This is a genomic window from Draconibacterium mangrovi, from assembly GCF_010586825.1.
In the GTDB taxonomy this organism is placed as follows: Bacteria; Bacteroidota; Bacteroidia; order Bacteroidales; family Prolixibacteraceae; genus Draconibacterium; species Draconibacterium mangrovi.
Map to the genome: position 1 here is coordinate 80,261 of NZ_JAAAGB010000012.1, position 23,100 is coordinate 103,360.

A 23,100-nucleotide genomic window follows, 5' to 3' on the forward strand; every position below is an offset into this window, starting at 1 on the left:
ACTTGTATCCGGCCGATAACAAAAAAGAATATTTTTTAGTTTGCTATTTTTCAAACGAAAGCGATCTCTGCTGCAATTTTCAGAATCTGCTAAGTAGTTAAAAGTCTATTTCTTGGGAATATTTTGATATATCCCATTTCCATACAACAATAGAAAAACCCGTATACTGATCATATACGGGTTTGTTTTTATATTGTCAATCGATATTTTGTGCTCAGTTACGAAAAAAGCTTTTCCACTTTTTGTTTTACCTCTTCTTCGTTCGGATTGATGTCGAAAACGATTTTAGGTTTTAAATAGAACAGCTCATTTTCGGCTTTGAATTTTTCTTCGCCGCCACCTGTAATATTAAGCATTATCAGGTCGTCCTTTTTTACCGTACCGTCTTTAGCTGCTTCAATTAAAGTAGCAGTTGCAATAGCCGATGCCGGATGAATATCATTACCTTCGGTTTTCAGGAATAATTCGCCCGCATGGGCAGCTTGTTCGTTCGATGCCAGCAATACTTCGCCGCCAGCATCTTTCATCGCGTCAAATAATCCTCCGGCAATTGGGTATGGAGGTTTACGGTTCGATAAAACTTTGGCAACAATTGCTTCCACCTGCTCGCGGGCCAGGTTATCATCCAACGATAGCATGGCACGTGAGTCCGCTTTCCAGGCATCGTGAATAGGTGTAAACGGCGTGTTTTGCGAAACCATCAGTTTCATTTTTTTGCTGCCGAATCGTCCGTCTTCTATCAAACGCAGGTTAGCTTCCCAGGCTGCAATTGCTCCGGTTCCGCTACCAATGGCCTGAAAATAGTAATCAGGAATTTCTCCAATGGTTGTAGTTGCCGAAAGCATTGTAGTTGCCATTCCGTCGCGGCGGGCAACGTTTTTTGCACCTCCTTCAGCAACAAAACCTTCCATCCCTGCAACGATGTTCGACAGGTGAATGGCATCGAAATAATCACTGCCCGATTTGCTGCAAATCAGTTTTACGCAATCGTTAATCGGGGCGTCGAACCAAAGTGCACCGATATTATCTTCGGGAACACAGATTAGCAGTGGAATATTGTTTTCAGAACAAACTCTTGCAAACGCACGCGAAGTATTTCCAGCCGAAGCCACCACCAGGGTTTGTTTCATATCTTCGGTCATTCGGCCGCAAACCGAGTAAGCTTCGGTTTCTTTAAACGAAGCCGTTTTCATGTTTGTGCCTTTTTCGGGCCAGTAGCCGCTAAAGGTGATCCAAAGATTTTCGAGCCCCAGTTCTTTTGCCAAACCCTCGCTTTTGTAAGTCACCGGAGCCGACGAACCTTCCAGCATTCTGCCAATTGGTAACCAGTCGGCAAATTTGTACAAGCCCCACGAATCGTCTTTTACGTCAATCTGTTTTTTATCGTAAATTGCACGAATTAACGTTGGTTCGGCCTCACCCGGAGCATCCAGCATCCAGCCTTCATCTTTAAACTCCTTGCCTGTTTTAAACGATTTCAGGATGTATTTTGTGGGCGAAAAATCTTTGCTCATTCTACGTCTGTTTTATTTTAAGAAGGACAAATGTAGAAAATGCAGACATAAAACAAGCGAAAAATGTTAATTCTTAAAGTCTGAATAATAAACTTATTGGTAACTTTAAGCAATTCAACAAAACCTAATACTGTGAAAAAACTATTCCTGTTTCTGAATCTTCTTTGCTGTTTCACTTTTGTATCTGAAGCAAAGATTTATCCAACACAACTTACTTGCGAATACCTTAATAACCCTGCAGTTGTAGATGTGCCTCAGCCGCGTTTGGCATGGATAAATGTAGCCGATGAAAGCGAAAGAGGACAGGTTCAAACGGCCTTTCAGATTCGGGTGGCCACTTCAAACGAGAAGCTTGGAAATGCCGACTTGTGGGATAGCGGCAAGGTGAAAAGTGAAGCATCTACGCGCGTTAAATACGATGGTCAGAAACTGGTTTCCCGCCAGAATTGCTGGTGGCAGGTGCGCGTGTGGGATAAAAACGATGAGGTTTCGGAATGGAGCGAGCCTGCAAGCTGGCACATGGGTTTGTTGGAAGAAAATGACTGGCAGGCAAAATGGATAGGCGTACCCTGGCAAGGCGAAGAAGCTCTGCCAAAACCGAACTCACCGGCTGTAGATTTGCCGGAACAGTTACCTCCGCCGGCGCCACTGTTTCGCAAAGAATTTAAGGCCACAAAACAGGTGAAGAAAGCTGTGGCTTACGTTACCGGACTGGGTTATTTCGAACTTTATCTGAATGGTGAGAAAGTTGGAGACGATGTGCTGGTTCCCAATCAAACTAACTACGGAAAGCGCCCAGGACTAACTCAACAGTATATTCCGCTTGACGATAGTTTCAGGGAATACAAAGTGATGTACCTGGCTTATGATATTTCGGATCAACTGGTTTCCGGCGCAAACGCTTTTGGGGCGATTCTTGGAAACGGGTTTTATAATCCGGCCAAACATTGGGCATTGGGGTATGGTTCGCCGCGTTTGTTGTTGCAGGTTCATGTTACTTACGCCGACGGTACCGAGGAGGTTATTATAAGTGATGAAAGCTGGAAGGTAGCCAAAAGCCCGATATTAATGGATATGGTTTATTACGGCGAACATTACGATGCGCGTTTGGAACAAAACGGTTGGTGCTCGCCGGGTTTTAACGACTCGGCATGGGAAAGTGCTGTTTTAAGAAAAGCTCCTGAAGGCAAGTTGACGGCACATACCGCTCACCCTGACAAAGTTTATGAAACGCTTCAGCCCATAAGGATAGAGAAGATGTACAACGGGAATTATAAAGTTGATTTTGGTGTTGAAATTTCGGGCTGGGTGCGGCTGAAAAATGTGGAAGGCCCTGAGGGGTATAAAGTGGAGATCAAATACTTGTCGAATACCTTCTCGGGCGATAATTCGTACATTTTTAAAGGCGTTGGCAAAGAAAATTATGCAGCCCGTTTTAACTGGTTTGTTTTCCGCGAAGTGGAAATTGTAAACTGGCCGGGTGTGCTGGAACCCGAAAATATATGTGCTGAGGCGATAAATACCTACATCGAAGAATCGGCCGATTTCGAAACATCAAATCCGCTTTTTAATGAAGTGAATGAGATTTGGAAACGCAGCCAGACCGATAATATGCACGGAGGAATCGCCAGCGACTGCCCGCACCGCGAACGCTCGCCATACACAGGCGATGGCCAGGTGGCGTGTGTTACCGTGATGCATAATTTCGATGCACAAAACTTTTACTACAAATGGATCCAGGATATTATCGGCGCTCAAAATGTTGAAACCGGATACGTGCCGAATGGCGCGCCGTGGCAACCCGGTTGTGGCGGCGGTGTGGCCTGGGGAGCAGCAGTAAATATTATGCCTTGGGAGTTTTATGTGCATTACGGCGCGGTGGATATGCTGGAAGAAGCTTATGAGCCAATGAAAGAATATGTGCGCTACATGCAAACCTGGGTGGATGATGAAGGAATAATGAACTCGCAACGAGTTGGCCTTAACGGCGATGTTTTGAAGTGGTTTAATCTGGGCGAATGGGTTACTCCGGGCGACCTTCCTGCTGATAGCCTGGTGCATACTTTTTATTTCTGGCGCTGTGCTGATATTACAGCAAAAACTGCTGAAGTATTGGGAAAGAGAAAAGAAGCAAAAAAGTATAATAAGCTGGCAGAAGCCACAAAAAAAGCATTTCACCAGAGGTTTTACGATGAGGAAAAAGGAACATACGGAAACTCGGGAGCCAATATTTTTGCGTTGAAAATGGGTGTTCCCGAAGGTGAATATGAACGTGTGATAAAGGCGCTGAAGAAAAACATAAAAAAGAACAAGGGGCATTTGGATACCGGAATATTTGGTACGCAGTTTTTCTTTGAAGTGCTAACAGAAAATGGTATGCATGACCTGGCTTACGAAGCTATGAATAAAAAAGAGGAGCCCGGGTACGGGCGTTGGTTAACACTTGGAGCTACTACCAGTTGGGAGCATTGGGATACCGGTGGTTCACACAATCACCCGATGTTTGGCGGTGGTTTGGTTTGGTTGTATCGTCAGTTGGCAGGTATGCAGGCCGATGAAAAAGATCCTGGTTATCGACATATTATTTTTCATCCGCAGCCGGTTGATGAAATGGATTTTGCCAAATATTACAACAAAACACCTTACGGAATGGCCGGAATAAAATGGGAGCAGAAGGAGGGGAAATTGAATGTTGATATTACGGTTCCGGTTGGATGCACCGCGACAGTGATTTTGCCGGCGGCGGATTTTGTTGCCGACGGAGAAACGCTAGGCACTAATGCTGATGTGAAGGTGATATCGCAAGCCCAAAACGAACTGGTACTGGAAGTTGGGTCGGGTACTTATAATTTTAGCAATTAGTAAAATAAAATCGCCTTATGAACTGGAAAAAACTCATCATTACAATTTTTAGAATTGCCATTGGCTGGCACTTTTTGTACGAAGGAGTAGCAAAACTCGCTGATGGAAACTGGAGTGCTGCCGGATATTTATCCAGCTCAACAGGGCCATTGTCGGGTTTTTATCAATGGATGGGAGGTTCTGATGCTATTATGAGTGTGGCAGATCCGCTCAATATTGCTGCTTTAATTCTTATCGGACTGGGGCTCACGCTTGGTTTGGCCATTCGTGTTTCTGCGGCTTCGGGCATTGTTTTACTGTTGCTGTATTACTTTGCGCATCCGCCATTTGGTGGTTCGTTGCTGGCCAATACCGAAGGAAGTCTGTACATCGTAAACAAGAATGTGATTGAAGCACTGGCTTTGCTTGTTTTGTTGGTTCTGAAAGAAAAAGGCTGGGGCTTGTATGCATTGCTGATTTTCCCGAAGAAAAGAGAAGGGGGTGAAGAACCGACCGGAGTAAAATCCCGAAGAGAAGCTTTAAAAAACCTGGCAACGATTCCTGCTCTGGGTGTTTTGGGATTTGGAGCTTTTAACGAAACACAAAAATTTGGTGTCGACACACTTTCGGGGGCTACAATAAAAGTTGGCGGTGCTGATATAAAAGAATTAAAAGGGGAATTGCCGAAAGGCAAAATCGGGCCGCACGAAATAAGCCGTTTGGTAGCCGGTGGAAATCTGATTGGCGGTTGGGCACATTCGCGTGATTTGCATTATGTGCCTTCGCTTTTCCGAGCTTACAATACCGAAAAGAAGATCTTTGAAACACTGATGTTGGCCGAGGAAGCCGGAATTAATACCATTAATATCGGGTTTCCTACAAATGCCACTATGCAGAAGTATAAGAAGTTGACAGGAAGCAAAATTAAGGTGATTACGCAGGTGCACCCCGATGCTGATAACAACGACTACGTGGTAAATATTAATAAAGCCATCGATTTTGGTGTGGATATTATTCAGGTTCAGGGGAACTGGTGCGACTGGCTGGTGCGCGACAACAAACTGGATAAAATCGATCTGATGCTAAATCATATCCGTGAGCAGGGCTATACTGCCGGGTTGGCTTCACATACGGTTGATTCACTGATTGCCTGTGAGGAGCAGGGGATTATCCCGGATTATTACATGAAAACCATGCACCACGACAATTACTGGTCGGCACACCCGCGCGAGAACCGTTTTCCGTTTGAAGTGGATGGTAAGAAATATACCGATCACAACCGGTTTCACGATAACCTGTTTTGTTTGTATCCTGATAAAACGGTTGACTTTGTTAGCAGCGCCACAGTTCCGGTAATGGGCTTTAAAGTATTGGCCGCCGGTGCCATTCAGCCTGAGGATGGATTTAACTGGGCTTTTAAAAACGGTGCCGATTTTATTTGTGTGGGCATGTTCGATTTTCAGGTGGTAAACGATGTAAACATCACCATCGATACGTTGAATAATCTGCAAGGGCGCACCCGAAAATGGTATGGCTAAACTTTTTTTAATTTCCGCTTACAACTTGGGCAATTTCTGAGTTTTCTATTTGGTTTGGTGTTAAGTCGCTGAGATTAACTTCAACGCGCAGTGCCCGTAATCCCGATGCTCCTGCCAAGTCTTCCAGTTCCACATCTTCAATGTTGTTGGTTAGTAAGCCCTTTGCGATCATGTAGTCGATGTACTTTTTGTAATCTCTTATTTCATCGGCATGCGAGTAAATAACAGCAATTTTTCCCGGTTGGGTTACCCTTTCTTTGGAGCCTTTAATCCGCGCTTTATCAATGCGTTTTTTGGTAATCTCGTAACGTATGTTGTAGGCACCTGCCACGTCAAACTTTTTCTCGTCCTGCCTGAAAGCAATACTCAGCGGATTGGAATGAACCAGGATAAGTTGTGTAACATCAAGTTTTGTTGCCAGCCGGGGTTGCAGCAATGTTATCCTACGCGCAATTTTAACTTTTACAAGCAGTTGCCACAAGCGAATATTCTTCAAATAAATGTCGTTATACGCTAATCCTTTTACCAGCGACTGACCAATATAAGCGTTGTATTCAATGCCATCGGTACGGTATTTTTCAAAATAATGCGGAAAAACTTTCTGAGCTTTCACCTGCTCGGTTTCAATTATTTCACTAACCTCTTGGTTAATCAGCGTAAGGCTTTCCTCAAATTCTTTCCGCTTTTTGTACACTACATTCAGGTGCGGGTCAAGCGAATTAAAATAGTCTGTTACCGGTTCTTCAAGTTCTGAAAAACGTTCTTTCAGCAAGCGTAAAAACGGATCAACTTCTTTTGTCAGAAATTCAATAAGAACAACTTCATCCCCAGCTTTTAGTCCATTTTGCACCGTGTCGATATTTTGTTGGATGTTAAAACAGAGATCATCAAGCAATGGCATTTCCTTTATTTGGCGGGCATAGTCCAGAATTTCACGTGCATGTTTTAGTTGCTCCGAGAGGTCGGCCCGGATAGCCAGGTTGCGTTCGAGTGACGAACCACGTACATCGGAAGCGCCGTAAATAGGTACCACATCGTTGAAAACAATCGATTCAACCGCCGTTTTCCCACCGTTCTTATTTTCAGAAAGAAAGTGACCAACCGCTTCGCGAAAACGCCACTCAACAGTGGGGTGAATAGCCGTGAACTGATCCTGTATAACCGCTCTGATTTTGTCGTTCCATTCTTCTTTCGATCGTTTCAGGGCCAGCGCAAAAGTGGGGAATACATCGTAAAGTCGCTTTACTTGCATCATACTTATGCTGTTTGGTTTTGTACAGGCAAACTCCAGCATTCCAACCGGAGTTTTGTCGATAAACAGCGGAACAATTGCCAGGCTTCTGATGCCCGCATCCAGCAAATTCTGAATAACAACATCCTGTGGTAATTTTGTAAGATCGGGTGTGTTGATGATGCGGTTTTCTCTGAACGCCTGTTCATAGATTGTGCCCAGATACTGATCGCATTTTAGCTGCGAACGGGGAATAATGGTATCCCAAATGAGGTTCAGATTCATGTTTGCATCTTCATCGGGCGCCACTGCCATTCCAAATTTTAACTTTGGATTGTCGAACAAGGCACGCATCCGTTTTTGCAGCACTTCAAAACCTTCGTTTGTTTCAATGGTTTTTTTGTCAAGCAAATCGGTTTTCAGTTGCGAAATCACAAAATCCTGCGTAATATCAATCAGGTTGAAATGAATCAAGCCCGAAAATTCAAAATTCTCCAAGGGAATTATCTCGTTCCACAACTCCAGATCCTCGGTGTTATCCAGCAGTTTGGTAATGTCTTCCAATGAAAGTTTTATGTGCTTTTTTAATTCACGTACTTGTACATAATCGGTTGTTACTTGTTTTCGGATGTACTTAATGTAGCCTTCTTTTGTGTCGGTAAGCCGATAAGTGAAAGGAAGATCGACGTCGATTTTATAGTTGTAAAATTTCTCGAGTATCAACAGATAAGCTTGATACAATTTAGAAATCAGTGAAAGATCCTGCTCGCCCCCTTTGGCAATTTCAAGTAATTTATGTGAACAACTAAGGCTGTTATTCATTAACTCGGTGGCAAAAAATGGTTCTTGCCCAAACGGTGCAGTACAGGCTTCCATACTGTTTTGGTGGCGCAACGGATTTATAACAAACGCCATCAATTGATTCACCAGATCCTTGTTTTCATCAAGCAGGGTGGTGTTGCGTATTGGCTTTTTTAGCTCAGGAACCCTGTTCAAAGCATTTAGCGTGCTTTTTGCCAGATCTTTCATCGGGTGATTGGTCATCAATCCGATTCGCTCGATATCCTTTATAAGTAGTTCAAAACTAAGTACTGAACGAAAGGGGAGTTGAGAGAATGGGCAATTAATCTGTTTTTCTGTTTTCATCGGGTTGATTTGAGTAGGATGAATATATTGTTCTAAATGCTTTCGAGAAGAATAACGTTTTACTACTTGTGAAGGTTCTGTTGCCTGCAATTTCATGTTGGTTTACGGAGCAAAAATACGGCAATAAAAAAACAGGCAATCGGAATAATACTCCAATTGCCTGTTTCCCAGCGCTGAATGCGACAAGTTTTGCGCGAATAAATTTTTCAGATCGTTAATTTCTGAAGCCGCTTTGTGGAACCTTGTTAAAACGCCTGTTCATTTTGTGTTCACCATCAACATATATCTCCATCACATAACGTCCATCCTGCAAATGCCGCAGGTCAACACCGGTTTGAGCATCTTTAATGTTGGTGTACTCATGTGTTTCAACGTATTCGCCATCTTTTGTAATGCGCACTTTTAGTGTTGATGGTTTGTTGGTGGTGGTATAAATGGTGGCGTAATCTTTTACCATGCGTGGGTAAATATTTACCGACAGGTGTGAAATTGTGGTGTCTACCTTAAAATCGTTGTCGGTTTTAAAGGCATAAAACTGTCCGTTTCCGCAGTCGCTTTCAAATAAATGAATGAGGTTTCCTTCGGTGTCTTTTAAGCGCAAACGCCCGTAACCGGCATCGGCCAGAAACCAAAACTCCAGTCCTTCGCCCGCAGTATCAACCAAATTCAGGAAATAGTTGCCTTCTTCCAATTCAAGAGTATCGATGTAAGTTGTGGCCGAATCGAGCATTTCCGGTGTTTTGGAATAAACAGTGTCGTAGCTGCTGTTAACAACATGTACCCAGTTGTCTTCGGGTTTGTTGTTGGTCATAAATTCTACCACAAATTTCGACGGGATTGTCGGAATGCTTTCAAATTCAACATTCATATTGTTATCGCCGTCCCATTCGTCTTCTTTGCCATTGGGTTCTTCCAGAATTACCGAAAAGGTATTTAAACCTTCCTTCATATCAATTTCTCCCGGAAGTGAAATAATAGCAGCTTCATAAAAACCAAGGTTTCCCTTCCATTGATAGGTTTTCTCTTCAAATCCTTTTGTTGAATAAATGATCTTGAGCTTTTTTAAATCGCGGCTACCCGGGTTTCGTATTTTTATGAGCGGACTGAAACCGCGAGGATTAAAACGGTTGTAATTGTCTTTCCGGTTTGGTGCAATAATCTCTTCAATGGCCACATCGTTTTCGTTATTTGGTGCGGCATATTGGAACAGGTACGAAGTGATTTGCTCTCGGGGTTGATCTTTGTTAACGGCCGTAAACGGTTCCATATCGAGGTCGAGTTCGTGGCTTCCTTTTGTCAGGGGAATATCAACCACATCGGGTACCTGTAAATCGCCGGGGCACCAGTAAGCACGGTCGAAAATCCATGTTCCGCCCTGCGGATACAGCGGATTATTGCCACAGTCTTTCCACATGTTGCGGTGATCCACCACTTCTCCGTCGAACTTTAACTCGCGCCAACGGCTGCAAAATTCGCTGCAACCGCTAGGCTCGTCCATTCCGTGTCCGGTATGCTGAATACGAAAACGGGCAAAATCGGCATTTTCTGCGGTAGTAACCGTTTTGGGCGAAAGCTGTTTTTCGATAGGATCTTCCGGGTCGCCGTATCGAAAATTGCCGTCCCACATTTTTTCAACAGAAATAAAATCGGCTACCTGCGGGCCAAAAGTAATGTCGAAATCAAGGGTTAAATCCCAACCCAAATCAGGAGATTCGTAACCCGAGTGAATGTATTCAATCTCTACACTGTCGCGCAAAAAAGCCTGAAAGTCGCTAACATCAATACTCCAGGTGTAACTCCAGCCTTCTTTAAAATTACTTCCGTACGGAGTTAGCATACGGCCAATTTCGTAGTCGATCATTTCGCCGTTAACGCCTCCTTTTCGCAAAATCTTCACGCGGTCCATATAATCCCAGTGGGCAATGGCGCGATCTTCCGGATAGGCAAGTGTCAGGTTCAAAACGATTCTCCTGATTTCTTTGTCAGCTGAAGGAAACTCGCCCCACTTTACAAAACTTTTAACGCCTTGCGACTGATCGGTATTAATAAGGACTTTGTTGTGGGTAACCACGTTTGTGGTTTGTGCCAGCAAGTGCTGAGCTGCAATTAGTAGCGTTAGAAATACAATTAGTTTCTTCATGGATTGTTAGCTGAACTAGTTAGTTAATATAAGTTGAATATCTTGTGTAGATGCGCTTTCTGTAGCTAAAGTAAATTCTTGTTTGATCTGTTTCTCAGGATTGGAAACCACAAACCGGTAGTTGGATTCCTTCTTCAATTTTAACTGAAGGAACTGGTTCATATCGTCGGTTTTTCGTGGCGAATAACCAAAGTTGATATTTTTATCGCCTTCAAAAACGTCAACGCGGCAACTCAATCGGGATTCACTTACAGAAGTATCTTCATCAGCAAAAACAACGATATTGGCCATCAATTCGTCGTCATTCAGTTTACTGTTTTTTATGGATTCCTGGTAAATGTCGATGTAGCGTTGTGTTACGTTATGACCCCAAATGTAAGGTTCAGGTGTTGCCTCATTTTTCATTTCTTCGAATCGTGGCCGCATTTGCTCGGGCAGTTTATTCGTATCAACCACCTGCATAATGTAAGGGGCGTCAACTGCTGCATAGTAAGGCATTCCGGTTGGTTTGTACGACGCAGCGTAAATCCAGTGCAGCATGTTGTTGGGATCGGCTTTTCCCGCGTCGGCAACAAACCACGATTGATTCAGGGTATCAGGATAATATTCAATAAACTGCCACTCGCCATCAATCCAGACTTCGCTCCAGGTGTGGTTTCCTTTATAATTGGTCCACATAGCGGTACCGGCAAGGCGCGAAGGAATTCCAACAGCGCGGTAGGCATCTGTAAGCAAAATCGACAAACCTGTGCATGTGGCCATGTGTTCTTTCATGGCTTGCAAAGGGCTGATATCAACCCGCGAACGTTTGGTGTTGTATTCCACATCCACTTCGTCTTTTATATTGCGGGCAACCGACATAATTGCCTCAACCATGTTGTCTGAATTGTCGGCGTACTTGGCAAAACGTTCGTAAAAGTCTTTTCGCCATACATCGCGATCCTCCGAAACGTTGGCGTATGGAAGTACCTCGTTAAAAAACACAGAATCCGGGAGTTTGGCACACCAGCGGTATTTCTCGCGGGCTTTGTAGGTATAATCTACATTTTCGAGCAGAAAGTCGGCCGTTAATGTGGAAAGATCACGTTCCGGCATGTAACTGATCAGAAATGCCATACCTTCTTTTTGTTCTTTCGCCGATTCTGCCAAAGCTTTTTCCATTTCGGGAGCATTGTCGCCGGCTTTAATCAGCGCTGAGTCTAAAAGCGAATGATACTGTTGAGGAACGTTGGGGTAGTTGGTTGTGCACGACCACGTAAACAGCAGTAGAATGCCAATGAGATAAAGTTTGTTCATTTTATAATTATTAAAATATTTTAATAATGCAGTAAAGCTAGTAAAAAAAATTATTTACCTAGTACGAATGAAATAAACCAATCCTGCTTTTACTTTAAAAAGAGGATATTATCACAGAAATGAAGCGAAAATGAGCCGATTTTTATTTCTCAGCCAGTTGAATAATGTCTTTTGGTTTAATAATTACAGCGTTGTAGCCATACAATGTGCAGTTGATCATTGCTTTTCCCAGCTGCGTGGTGTCTACCACAGCGTTTGGTGCCACGGCTTTGAACAAACGTACCAGCCACATAAAATAATCGTAGACAAACTGGTAGGCCTTGGTTCTTGATTGTATTCCGCGCAAGGGAATGATAAATCCCGGGCGAAACATAAAGGCTTGTTTAAATCCCAGTTTGATCAAATCGTTTTCGGTTCGGCCTTTTACACGCGCCCACATTACTCTGCCTTTTTCTGAGGAATCTGTCCCTTCGCCCGAAACATAAGTGATTGTCATTTCCGGGTTGAGCGGGAACAATTCCCTTGCCAGCGAAAGCGTATAGTCATAAGTGATCTTTTTGAAATCGTTTTCCTTCATTCCCATTGAACTGATTCCCATACACAGGAAACAGGCGTCGTAACCGGCAAGTTGGGCTTCTACCGTTGAAAAATTGGAAAAATCGTTGTGAATGAGTTCTTCCAGTTTCGGGTGTGAAATATCAACCGGATTTCTTCCGATTACCAAAACCTTTTCAACCGCTTCATGATCGAGACATTCGAGTAAAACACCTTTTCCTACCATTCCGGTGGCACCGGTAATAATGACATTCATATTATTCGGGTTTTAGTTTCAAAATTACGATTTCGCTTTTGGTCCCTACGCGCATTGGCGGGCCAAAAGTGCCCACTCCCTGCGAGGTATAAATGCGGGTTCCTTTATAATCGCCCAGTCCTTTGTTGTATTTGTAAACCATGCTCACAACAAAATTAAACGGGAATAACTGACCGTTGTGTGTGTGCCCGGCCAGGTATAGGTCAACACCATGTTGATTGGCAAACTCAATTCCATCGGGGCTGTGATGCAGCAAAACAGTTGGTTTTCCGGGGAAAAGGTTTAGTTCGTCCAAAACGGAACGGATGCTTGGCCGCTTCCTTCTTTCAGGAATTTCCTGTTGGCTGTTATCAGCCCGCATGTGATCAAGACCAATAATTTGAATCTGGTTAAAATGGGTCACCTCGTTTTCCAAAACGGTGACGCCAAATTCACGCAGATTATCTTTCACTTCTTTGGCGCCCAAATAACCATCGTGGTTTCCTTCGATAAAATAAACCGGCGCATTCATTTGTTTTAACGGCTCCAGACTTTTGCTGTTTAAGCGGATTTTTCCATCAAAAAGGTCGCCGGTAATAAATACCACATCCGGGTGTTGGGCGTTGGTTTTGTCTACTATTTTTTGCAGTGTTTTTGGCCCCCAGAAATGCCCGATATGAACATCGGAGAGATGAGCAACCTTAATTTCGCCCGTTAGCCCTTTCATCGGAATTTCTACTTCGCTAATCCTTCGGTACTGTGCGTTAACAATTCCGGCAGCAGTAACAAAAACAGCCAGCGAAAGGGCGGAGATTCCCAGCAAACGGGGAACTGATTTTGTAAAAATATTTACCAGATCGACAACTGCAACCGAAAGTAACAGATAAAGTAAAAAGCCCATTACTATCGATGCCGCAATGTAGATTATATTACCAAAAGCCGCCTGCGTATTGGTGGTTGTGGCAATACCGGCAATCATAAATACGGTTAAGGCACCAAAAGTTATATAAAGGTAACGCGTTGTTGGCAATTCAAAATAGAACGAAAATCGTTTAGCCAGATACATATTCGCTCCAACCAGAAATGCGATAAAAACAATAAATATTAACCAGGGAATAATTTGTTTCATAGCCTATTTGGGTTGTTGCATGCTTTTTACGGTTTTTAAAAGAAGCTTTTTCGGCATAAACGGAATTCCCGAGATCATTATTTTTTGTGCTGTTGTTAATCCCGACACTACGTCGATTTTTCCTTTTAGCATCGCGTTATAGCCGGCTTCGGCAACTTTACGCGCGCTTGCTGTTTTTTTGAACATCGCTGTTTTGTCCATCCCCGATGAGGCGCCAAATTCGGTTTCGGTGGCACCGGGCATCAGGTTGGTAACGGTAACATTGGTATCGGCAAGCTCTGCTGAAAGGGCATTACTGAAAGAAGTAACATAAGCTTTTGTAGCAAAATAAACCGCTTGCAAGGGGCCGGGCATTAAACTGGCCGTTGATGAGGTGTTTAGTATTTTCCCGGAGTTGCGCGCTACAAAATCGGGCAGGAATAAGCGGGTCATGGCGGTTAGCGAAGTAACATTCAGGTTAATCATGGCCATGTGTCGTTCGTAATCGAGTTCGTGAAAAACGCCAACACCTCCAAAACCGGCGTTATTAATCAGGATCTCTGTTTCGATGCCTGCCTTTTTAATTTCATCGTACACTTCTTTTGGTGATTCGGGCAAACCTAAATCTTTCGCAATCACATAAACCTTTATGCCGTGTTTAGTTTCCAGTTCCTTTTTTAGTGCTTCCAGCTTGTCTTTGCTTCGGGCAACAATTACCAGGTCGCCGCCTTTTTCGGCATGTATGTGGGCCAGCTCCCGGCCAATTCCGGTAGAGGCACCGGTTATTAATGCAACATTCTTCATCTGCTTTTTATTTTTTATCTATTTAATGAACGTTTAAAGTTTTCTGTATAACAACGATAAAGGTCTGAAAAATCCTGGTCATATTAAGAATATGTCTTAATAAATGTTAATTTAAATTACTGAATATGAATGAACAAAAAAGGTTGATTTTTCTTAACTTATTAAGGTTTTAAAAAGATCTAAATCGACAAATATGAAAACAACATTCGCACTTTGTACAATTTTAATTCTCTCTTTATCGCTTACCGTAAACGCTCAGGATGGCGCACTGCTGTATGGTCAAAACTGTGCTTCGTGCCATGGTGCCAATTTGGGTGGCGGAAATGCGACAAGTTTGGTTGACGGAATCTGGCAGTTTGGTGCCGAGAATGGTTACGTCTTCCGAAATATAAAATTTGGAATTCCGCATCTGGGAATGCCCTCATACGAAGCAACGCTCAGTGATGGAGATATTAATGCCATCATTTCGTATATCCGCGAGTCGGAGAATAAGGTCGGGGCCAAAAAACCACCGATTGCCAAAGAAATGGAAACGATAGATTATAAAATGGATGTAGAAATTTTTGCCGAAGGACTGGAAGTTCCGTGGGCAATTGATTTTATGGATAGAAATACAGCTTTAATTACGGAACGCCCGGGAAGGCTGCGAATAGTGAAGAATGGAATATTGCTTGATGAGCCGGTAAAAAATACGCCAGAAGTATTAAACCAGGGGCAGGGTGGTTTGATGGATGTTGCAGTTGATTCCGACTTTAAAGAAAATGGCTGGGTTTATCTTGCCTACAGTCATGTATTAACAAGCGGTTACGATGGAAACAGGCCACCTGCAATGACGCGTATTGTTCGTGGAAAAATTGAAAATAACAGCTGGACCAGCGAGGAAGTGTTGTTTGAAGCTCCGCATGATACCTACCGAACCACACGCCACCACTATGGTTGTCGTATTGTTTTCGATCCGCAAGGCCATTTGTTTTTTGCCATAGGCGACCGCGGTGCCGGTTACCAGGCGCAGGATTTTACGCTGCCAAACGGGAAAGTACATCGTATTTACAAAGACGGAAGTATACCGGAAGATAATCCATTTGTTAACGAGGAAGGCGCAATGAAATCGTTGTTTTCGCTGGGAAACCGAAACATCCAGGGAATGGCCATACATCCGGAAACCGGAGAGCTTTGGACAACCGAACATGGCCCCTTGGGCGGCGACGAATTGAACCGGATAGAGTCGGGGAAAAACTACGGTTGGGAAACCATTACCTATGGCAAAAACTACAACGGAACGATTATAACCGAAGAAACGCACCGGCCTGACATGGAACAGCCCAATTTATATTGGCGACCATCTATCGCAGTTTGCGGACTTGATTTTTATCGGGGAGATCTTTTTAGTAAGTGGAAAAACAAGTTGCTGGTTGGCGCTTTAAAATACGAAGAGGTGCGTTTACTTCAAATAGAAGGTGATAATGTTATTCATGAGGAAGTAATTGTAAAAAATCAGGGACGAGTTCGCGATGTGTCAACTGGGCCGGAGGGTGCTATTTACGTGGTGCTGAATAATCCGGGAACTGTGATTAAATTAACTCCACAGTAAGAAGATAATAGTTCGCTTTAACTAACAATATCATCGAGTTTTTCCTGGTTGTTCATCAGGTCGGCAATTGTTGTTGCTTTCAGGTATTTAATGATCTGGTTGTTCAGTTCGCCCCAAAAACCCTGGGATGCGCAAATACCCTGTCGTTTGCAGGTGTAGTTATGCGACAGACAATCGACAACACAAATACCGGGCTCAAATGCATTATGAATATCGTAAATGGTAATTTCCTCGGGTTTGCGGGTTAAAATATAGCCACTGCGTCGTCCGCCGGCTTTGCTTACCAGGCCTGCAACTTTTAGCGAATTTATAATGTGGTCGAGATACTTGTACGAAATGTTCTGGTTAGCAGAAATATCTTTCTGATAGATTCCGATTTCAGGATCGCTCTGAGCTATTTCAAGAATAGCCCGCACACCATATCTCGTTTTCGTGCTAAATTTCAAGGTTTTTGGTTTTTATTCTTCGAACTCTTGTTTAAAAGCAAATGTAATAAAAACTTCATCATTCACTTTGATGGTTCCTAATACTTTTTTAGGCGGCTCAATATTAAAATCAGTTAAGTTGACTTTTAACGATCCTTTTATCAGTATCTCAGAAGAATCGCACGCGCTTATTTTGCATGGCACAACATACTCGTGTGTGTGCCCGGCAAGTGTTATTGTTGCATTCAGATTCCTTTTTTCGACAGGACCGGTAATTGCTTTTTCGTTTTTGGGTTCAATATCAATTTGTATAACAGGATATTCTGTGGCTTTTAACAATTCCAGAAAATCTTTGCGCATGTGTTGGTTACTGCCTGTAAATTCTTTTACCGGAACAATAACCTCCTGTTGCCAGGTCAGGCGGTCGGATTGCTGTTCGTTGCCTACCAGGCGGGGCGCTTCATGAATAAATTCGAAACGGTTGATGTTTGACGAGCCCTGGATAAGAACAAAATTGCTGCAATTTTCAGGCGTCTTGCCATTTGGCTTATCCGAGGCCGAAGCCCCAACGATTGAGAAAGTCAGGAAAAGCGATAAAAAGTAATATTTCAGCAATGTTTTTTTCATACTATTCGAATGGTTTGTTTGCAGAGCTTATAGTATGTGCTTCATTTGTTTTGGTTATTTATTGGGGTGTAACCTTCGTATCTGTTCGTTTCATGTAAGAAATTGAGGAATGCCCGCAATAACCCGGGCATTCCATCTTTTCTGTACTAACTGTCCAAATTAAAATGAAATGGCTGCTTCTAACACCATGCCATTAAATTTTCCCCCATCAATATCTCCATGAGCAGGTCCATCATATTTTTGATTCACATAGTCAAGTTTAACAACTACGTTTTCGGTCATAAACCAGCCACCGCCAATGTTGGTGCGGTTAACTTCTGAGTCAAGACCATCAGAAACGTGGTTATAACGTGTTCCAACGTAGAAACTTCCGATGCGGTATAATGCCTGAATTGCTGTTTGTGTAAAATCCTGGTCAGCACCTTTTCTTATGCCATTCATTGTTTCGTAAACTCCGAATACTTCAAGTCCTTTGTACTGCAGGAATACGTTAGCCATGTAGCTGTTCAGTTTTGTTTGTCCACTACCAGGGCTCCATCGTCCTGAACGGAAATTGTCGCCTTCGGCTGCAGCTGTTTGCATTACGTTGTAGTAACGTGCACCGGCACGGTCGCCATCCCAAAGGTAAGCACCGCTATGTCCGTCAGGAGCGTGGAACCCAGAAAATGAAGCACGAACGCGTAAATCATCGTTAATGTTTTTGTCGTACGCCAGTTTCCAGTTATAGGCAAGGTCTTCGCCAATGTCGTTACCACGTCCGTAGTTCATACGTCCGTTGTTTACACCGGCAACTGCAATAAAACCGTCTTTTCTGAACATGAATTCCATTCCAGGGTTGCTTGTGAAAGCATCCATAATCCAGTTACCCACAAACGGGTTGTTAATTACATTACCGTTGTTACTGCGGAAATAGTGTGCATCACCGTAATCCGGCATCATAACACCTGCTTTAATAGTCAGGTATTGCATCAGTTTCTCACTACCTTTCAGGAAAGGCATGTAATCAATGATCAGGTATCCACCTTCAACCCAGGCCTCGTTATGGTGACGCGACGACATGTAGTTGTTGATGAACAGCTGAATACCCGGAGCCAAATCAGTTGTAATGCTCAGGTTCGCAGTTGGTAAATTGAAGTTATGTTTCAGGTCGATCAATTCCACATCAGCTTCATGATCGAGTGACTGTAACTGAATAGCAAAATCGCCTCCAACTTTAACTTTCACATTTTCGAAAGTCGTAGGATCAAGTTTGGCTTTTTCAAATTGTCCGTAAGCCACAGATCCAATCATGAAGACTGTTAATAATAATGCTAACTTTTTCATTCTAATTAAATTTTAAATGGTTATAAATCAATAAAATATGTGGTGTGGTGTTAATTTGCGTTGCTGGTTTGCATGTTTTGGAGAACAATGTCGAAATGAATAAACACTTCGTCGCCGGTTTTTAGCGTTCCCATCATTGCAGTTGGCGGTTCAATGCCAAAATCGCTCATTTTTACCGAAATCTTTCCGCTAACTTTAAACTGATCGTCTTTAGCTTCAGCTACCGTAAACTCAAGCTCAACTTCTTTTTCCTTACCTGCAATCTGAAGTTTCCCTTTGGTTTTGGTAAGCGAGTTGGTTGTTGCCGATACAGTTGCGTCGGCACTAAAACTAATCTTCGGATGGTCATCAGAATCGAGCGCTTTGTGCGCTTTGTTATCCATAATTTTGTTATCGCTTGTAATGCTCTCAGCTAAACACGAAAATTTGATGGATTCGATTGAAATTTGCTGATTTTCATCTGCCGAAGCCGACACCAAACAGTCGTAATCTTCAATGGCCATTTCCCAGTCGTGAATCGATGAAGTTCCGGTAACCATTAGTTTACTGTTGCTCTCATTTTCTTCGTAGCTTACTTGAGCTACTGATAAGTTACTTGCCAGAAGAAAGGCAAATAGGCTTATAATCAATTTGTTGTACGTTTTCATTTTTTTCATAACTACTAAAACTATATGTCCTATCGAATAAGTAGGGCAAATATAAATAAAGAAATATTTCGTGAATCATGACTAAAGTCAGATTTGTTAATTTTTGCTAAAAAAATAGCCTCTTCTTAATGTTTAGTTTACATTTCAAAACATGCAGGATTGTCCGTGCTGAAGTAACCTTAATTCACCCCATTCGTTAATAAATTGAAGCTGTGGTAAATAGATAATGTGATGAGGGTTTTGATTTTAATTTTTGGTTTAATTGCAGCAGTGGAATGTAGTTCGCAAAACGATGCATTTTTAAATGAGCGCCGGAAAATGGTGGAATCGCAGTTAAAAAACCGGGGAATTGGCAACGAGTTGGTTTTGGATGCATTTTTACAAGTTCCGCGGCACGAATTTGTTTTACCCGAGTATATGAAATGGGCTTATGCCGATGGTCCTTTGCCGATAAACGAGGGGCAAACCATTTCGCAACCCTACATAGTTGCCTATATGACCGAGGTTTTGGAACTTCAGAGAACGGACCGTGTTTTGGAAATTGGAACCGGATCGGGTTATCAGGCAGCTATTTTAGCCCAATTGTGCGATTCGGTTTATACCATCGAACTTTTTGAGGAGTTAAACAAATCGGCAACAAAAATTTTTCGGAAGCTGGAATACACCAATATATTCAGCAAGGTTGGCGACGGTTATTTGGGGTGGCCCGAAAAGGCACCTTTTGATGCTATAATAGTTACCTGTTCGCCATCGCATGTGCCCGAACCTTTGCAAGCGCAGTTGGCTGAAGGAGGGAGGATGATCATTCCGGTTGGATCCGGTAACATCCAAAAGCTGGTACTTCTGCAAAAAAAGAATGGAAAGATGAGAAAGAAAGATGTGCTGCCTGTGCGTTTTGTGCCCATGCTTGATGAGCAGGGTGAGAAATATTAAATACGAAGAACTGAACCACAATAGACACATAGAAAGCATTTGGTTTTGTGTCTTCTGTTAAATTGTTCTACTGATAAATTGTAAAACTGAAAACTGCGACTGAAAACTGAGAACTTTACTCCCCTTGACGCAAACTTCTCTTCCTCATTCACTAAATAACTCATTCACGATACTACTTTTAAATGGTTCTATTGCCAAATTGTAAAACTGAAAACTGTGACTGAAAACTGTTTACTTTTCTGGTTCTGCAATCTTAATTCGTTAATCATCATTCAACTACTCATCATTCCCAATTCCAGCATTCTGGTACCGGTTGCTACAAAGCACCAAATTTTATAATCCAGCCATCACTTCGGGTGTTGGTTTCTTCTTGTAATCCCGGGCCGATTACTACAAAACCACCGTCGGAACTGTTTATAATTCGCGATGCGTTATCGTTGTTAAAATGCAGGTTTAGTAGTTTCTCGTTTAGTTCGTTACCATCCGGATCGATATTTAATAACCAGGGCCCAACATTTCCGAGGAACGATGTGGCTTTTATTCCGGCTACCATAAAAGTGCCATCGGGGCGAATTGTAAGGGCGTTGCCGCCTTCCGAACCTTCGCGGTCGACACTTTTGGTCCACAAAATTTCGCCGCTTGCGTCGATCTTGTTCAAAACCAGGTCGTAATCAAAAATGGGATCGGCGGAGTTGATGTCGCTTAAACATTTTCCGTTCCAGCCAACAATCATAAAAGCACTGTCGGGAGAGCAGCAAATACATTCGGGCCACACTTTTTGGTCGGGTGTTTTAATCCACGAATACCATTTTGCTTTCCCCAGATAACTAATACGTATGGCAACAATGTCGCAATTATTTTTGCCGATTTCGCTAACCTGGGCCGCGAGGGCATAATCGCCGTCGGGAAGTCGTTTTATTGCCCGCGCACACCCCGACATGTTGGTCATAAATAATCGTTCCATTGTTATCTCGCCATTTTCATTCAGTGTGGCCATTAAAATTTTCGGATCGTCAGGGTTTTCGCTTTTCGAGCCGGCAATGGCAAAGCGGTTTTCGGGCAGCGAAATAATGTCTTCAACCGACAGGTATTCAGCATCTAATGTCTTTTCCCATAATTTTGTTCCGTTTTCATCCAGCCGCACCAAATGGCAACTTTTCGTTTCTCCCTCTGATGAAGTACCCAACAGAACGTAGCTTTTATCGGTGAGCTGTGTAAGACGTTTCGGGATCTCGTTTTTTTCGGTACCAATAATTTTCGTCCAAAGTGTGTCGCCATTTTCGTCAAAACGAATTAGTTGAAAATCAAAGGAGTGCCCGGCAACTTTAACCGCTCCGGTAACCGCGTAACCTTTGTTGGCGTCTTCTATAATATCAGTATAAAAGTCGCAGCCCCTGGCACCCGATTGTTTTTGCCACTGAGGTTCGGGTATTTGCGCAAGCGTTGATATCAGGCCGGCAAAGTAAAAAACGATGGTGTAAATCAATGTTTTTTGCATGTTATTAGTTGTCGATTGGTTTTATATGGAATACATCAATTGCAAGCAATGGGTAACTTGTTTTCCAATATTTTGGTTTCATGTCTTTATACCCAAAATGCTTATTAGGGGTTTCAGCAGATTATGCACAAGTGACTACGTATTTTCTTTTCGATTGTGAATGATAAATTGTTCTATGGTTAGGAGAGATTAAAATGCACGCCGGAAAAATTAGAAATCAGTGTTTTGAGAACGGTCAACTTTCATTAAATTAGCAAAAGTAAAATCTATTCACATGTTGAAAATCAAATCGTTTCTCACCTTATTTACAGCATTTTTTTATTTGTCGGCGTTGGCGCAGCAAATCGATCCGTCGAGGCAATGGAGTATGTATCGTGGAAAATCTATTTCCGGCTATCTGGATAATGCCAACCTGCCTGAAACGTGGGATTCCGCTACCAATAAAAATATTGCCTGGCAAACCGCTATTCCCGGCCTGGGGCATTCGTGCCCGATTGTTTGGGGCGATAAGGTTTTTGTAACCACAGCACTTAGTGAGCAAGATGAGGGTGATGTAAAAACCGGTATTTACGGATCGATAGGTTCAGTGCCCGATAGTTCGATTCATTATTGGCGGGTGTATTGTGTGAATAAACATTCTGGAGAGATCGAGTGGGAAAAAACCTCGTATACTGGCATCCCGGAGCAAAAACGTCATCCCATGTCGTCACACGCCAATTGTACGCCGGCCACAAACGGAGAATTTGTGGTGGCTTTTTTCGGATCGGAAGGATTGTACTGTTACGATATGGATGGAAAACTGCAGTGGTCGAAAGATTTTGGAGTGCTAAAATCGTCTTTCTTTTTGGTGAAGGAAGCCGAATGGGAATTTTCAAGTTCGCCACTGATCTATAAAAATGTTGTGCTCATTCAGTGCGATGTGCAGGAGAAATCGTTTGTGGCAGCTTACGATATTAAAAGCGGTGACGAGCTTTGGAAACAGAATCGCGACGAATATCCCGGCTGGTCAACTCCAAATATTTATTCGGATGGAGAAAAGGACATCGTGGTGGTGAACGGATATAAACACCGGGGAGGTTACGATTTTAAAACCGGTGAAGAAATATGGCGAATGTCAGGAGGAGGCGATATTCCGGTACCGTCGCCGGTTATTGGCAACGATTATATTTATTTTAACAGCGCCCACGGCAAGGTTTCGCCGGTTTATGCCATTCAGAAAAATGCGGTGGGCGACATTACACTGGATGAACGGGCAACTTCGAATGAATTTGTAAAATGGGCAAAACTACGTGGTGGCTCATACATGGGAACCATGTTGTTGTATGGTGGTTACCTGTACAACGCACGTTGGAACGGGCGGCTGACCTGCTACAATGCCGAAACAGGAGAGGAGATGTACTCAGAAAAAGTAGGTGAAGGGAACAGTTATACATCATCGCCGGTGGCTGCCGACGGAATAGTGTATATTGTTGATAACGACGGTAATGTGTATTCGGTAAAAGCGGGTCCGGAATATGAACTTTTAGCAACGAATAAACTGGAACAGACGGTTATGTCGACACCGGCTATAACCGAGGGTTACCTTTTGATCAGAACGGCCAAAAATCTCATCGCCATTTCTGAAATGGAATGATGAATTTTAAAAAGT

Annotated in this window: 17 protein-coding genes; 5 read left to right on the forward strand and 12 right to left on the reverse strand. The window is 43.0% G+C overall.

Annotation, left to right across the window (positions count from 1 at the left end; all coding sequences use genetic code 11):
- Positions 1–218 precede the first annotated feature (218 nt).
- Entirely contained in the window at positions 219–1,514 is a 1,296-nt protein-coding gene (locus G4420_RS20860; protein ID WP_204273773.1) for a cysteate synthase, read from the reverse strand.
- Positions 1,515–1,646: 132 nt separating this feature from the next.
- On the opposite strand from G4420_RS20860, the gene G4420_RS20865 reads away from it, so the two are divergent.
- The gene (locus G4420_RS20865) at positions 1,647–4,376 is read left to right on the forward strand and encodes a family 78 glycoside hydrolase catalytic domain (protein ID WP_163325886.1); all 2,730 of its coding nucleotides are present in this window, start codon (positions 1,647–1,649) and stop codon (positions 4,374–4,376) included.
- 17 nt (positions 4,377–4,393) lie between these two features.
- Positions 4,394–5,893 carry a DoxX family membrane protein gene (locus tag G4420_RS20870; RefSeq protein WP_163325887.1) on the forward strand — a complete coding sequence of 500 codons (1,500 nt, stop codon included), beginning with the start codon at positions 4,394–4,396 and terminating at the stop codon, positions 5,891–5,893.
- 7 nt (positions 5,894–5,900) lie between these two features.
- Here G4420_RS20870 and G4420_RS20875 read toward each other — a convergent pair whose 3' ends face one another.
- The 6 genes from G4420_RS20875 to G4420_RS20900 all read right to left on the reverse strand — a co-directional run bounded on the left by G4420_RS20875 (position 5,901) and on the right by G4420_RS20900 (position 14,408).
- Positions 5,901–8,270: a GAF domain-containing protein gene (locus G4420_RS20875; protein ID WP_163325888.1), complete on the reverse strand. Its 2,370-nt coding sequence runs from the start codon at positions 8,268–8,270 to the stop codon at positions 5,901–5,903.
- A gap of 214 nt (positions 8,271–8,484) precedes the next feature.
- Positions 8,485–10,410, reverse strand: a complete 1,926-nt coding sequence (locus G4420_RS20880; protein ID WP_163325889.1) for a peptide-N-glycosidase F-related protein — start codon at positions 10,408–10,410, stop codon at positions 8,485–8,487.
- A 15-nt stretch (positions 10,411–10,425) separates the two neighbouring features.
- Entirely contained in the window at positions 10,426–11,706 is a 1,281-nt protein-coding gene (locus tag G4420_RS20885) for a transglutaminase-like domain-containing protein (RefSeq protein WP_163325890.1), read from the reverse strand.
- Between the two features lie 142 nt (positions 11,707–11,848).
- A complete protein-coding gene (locus G4420_RS20890; protein WP_163325891.1) occupies positions 11,849–12,517 on the reverse strand; it encodes an NAD-dependent epimerase/dehydratase family protein in 669 nt (222 codons plus the stop codon).
- A gap of 1 nt (position 12,518) precedes the next feature.
- Entirely contained in the window at positions 12,519–13,625 is a 1,107-nt protein-coding gene (locus tag G4420_RS20895) for a metallophosphoesterase (RefSeq protein WP_163325892.1), read from the reverse strand.
- Between the two features lie 3 nt (positions 13,626–13,628).
- A complete protein-coding gene (locus G4420_RS20900; protein ID WP_163325893.1) occupies positions 13,629–14,408 on the reverse strand; it encodes an SDR family NAD(P)-dependent oxidoreductase in 780 nt (259 codons plus the stop codon).
- Positions 14,409–14,601: 193 nt separating this feature from the next.
- On the opposite strand from G4420_RS20900, the gene G4420_RS20905 reads away from it, so the two are divergent.
- Positions 14,602–15,999, forward strand: coding sequence for a PQQ-dependent sugar dehydrogenase (locus tag G4420_RS20905; protein WP_163325894.1), 1,398 nt, complete (start codon positions 14,602–14,604; stop codon positions 15,997–15,999).
- A gap of 17 nt (positions 16,000–16,016) precedes the next feature.
- Here G4420_RS20905 and G4420_RS20910 read toward each other — a convergent pair whose 3' ends face one another.
- From G4420_RS20910 to G4420_RS20925, 4 genes are all read right to left on the reverse strand, one after another.
- Positions 16,017–16,445, reverse strand: a complete 429-nt coding sequence (locus G4420_RS20910) for an RrF2 family transcriptional regulator (RefSeq protein ID WP_163325895.1) — start codon at positions 16,443–16,445, stop codon at positions 16,017–16,019.
- A gap of 12 nt (positions 16,446–16,457) precedes the next feature.
- On the reverse strand, positions 16,458–17,051 hold the full coding sequence (locus G4420_RS20915) for a YceI family protein (RefSeq protein WP_163325896.1): 594 nt from the start codon (positions 17,049–17,051) through the stop codon (positions 16,458–16,460).
- A 159-nt stretch (positions 17,052–17,210) separates the two neighbouring features.
- Positions 17,211–18,374: a porin family protein gene (locus G4420_RS20920; RefSeq protein WP_163325897.1), complete on the reverse strand. Its 1,164-nt coding sequence runs from the start codon at positions 18,372–18,374 to the stop codon at positions 17,211–17,213.
- A 50-nt stretch (positions 18,375–18,424) separates the two neighbouring features.
- Complete coding sequence (locus tag G4420_RS20925) at positions 18,425–19,021, reverse strand: YceI family protein (protein ID WP_163325898.1); 597 nt, start codon at positions 19,019–19,021, stop codon at positions 18,425–18,427.
- Positions 19,022–19,252: 231 nt separating this feature from the next.
- Between G4420_RS20925 and G4420_RS20930 the strand changes: the two genes are divergently transcribed.
- Positions 19,253–19,954, forward strand: a complete 702-nt coding sequence (locus tag G4420_RS20930; RefSeq protein ID WP_163325899.1) for a protein-L-isoaspartate(D-aspartate) O-methyltransferase — start codon at positions 19,253–19,255, stop codon at positions 19,952–19,954.
- Between the two features lie 316 nt (positions 19,955–20,270).
- On the opposite strand, the gene G4420_RS20935 is transcribed toward G4420_RS20930, so the two are convergent.
- Positions 20,271–21,452 (reverse strand): hypothetical protein, encoded by a 1,182-nt coding sequence (locus tag G4420_RS20935; protein ID WP_163325900.1) that lies wholly within the window; start codon positions 21,450–21,452, stop codon positions 20,271–20,273.
- 274 nt (positions 21,453–21,726) lie between these two features.
- Here G4420_RS20935 and G4420_RS20940 point away from each other — a divergent pair, with 274 nt between their 5' ends.
- The gene (locus G4420_RS20940) at positions 21,727–23,085 is read left to right on the forward strand and encodes an outer membrane protein assembly factor BamB family protein (protein WP_163325901.1); all 1,359 of its coding nucleotides are present in this window, start codon (positions 21,727–21,729) and stop codon (positions 23,083–23,085) included.
- Positions 23,086–23,100 lie beyond the last annotated feature (15 nt).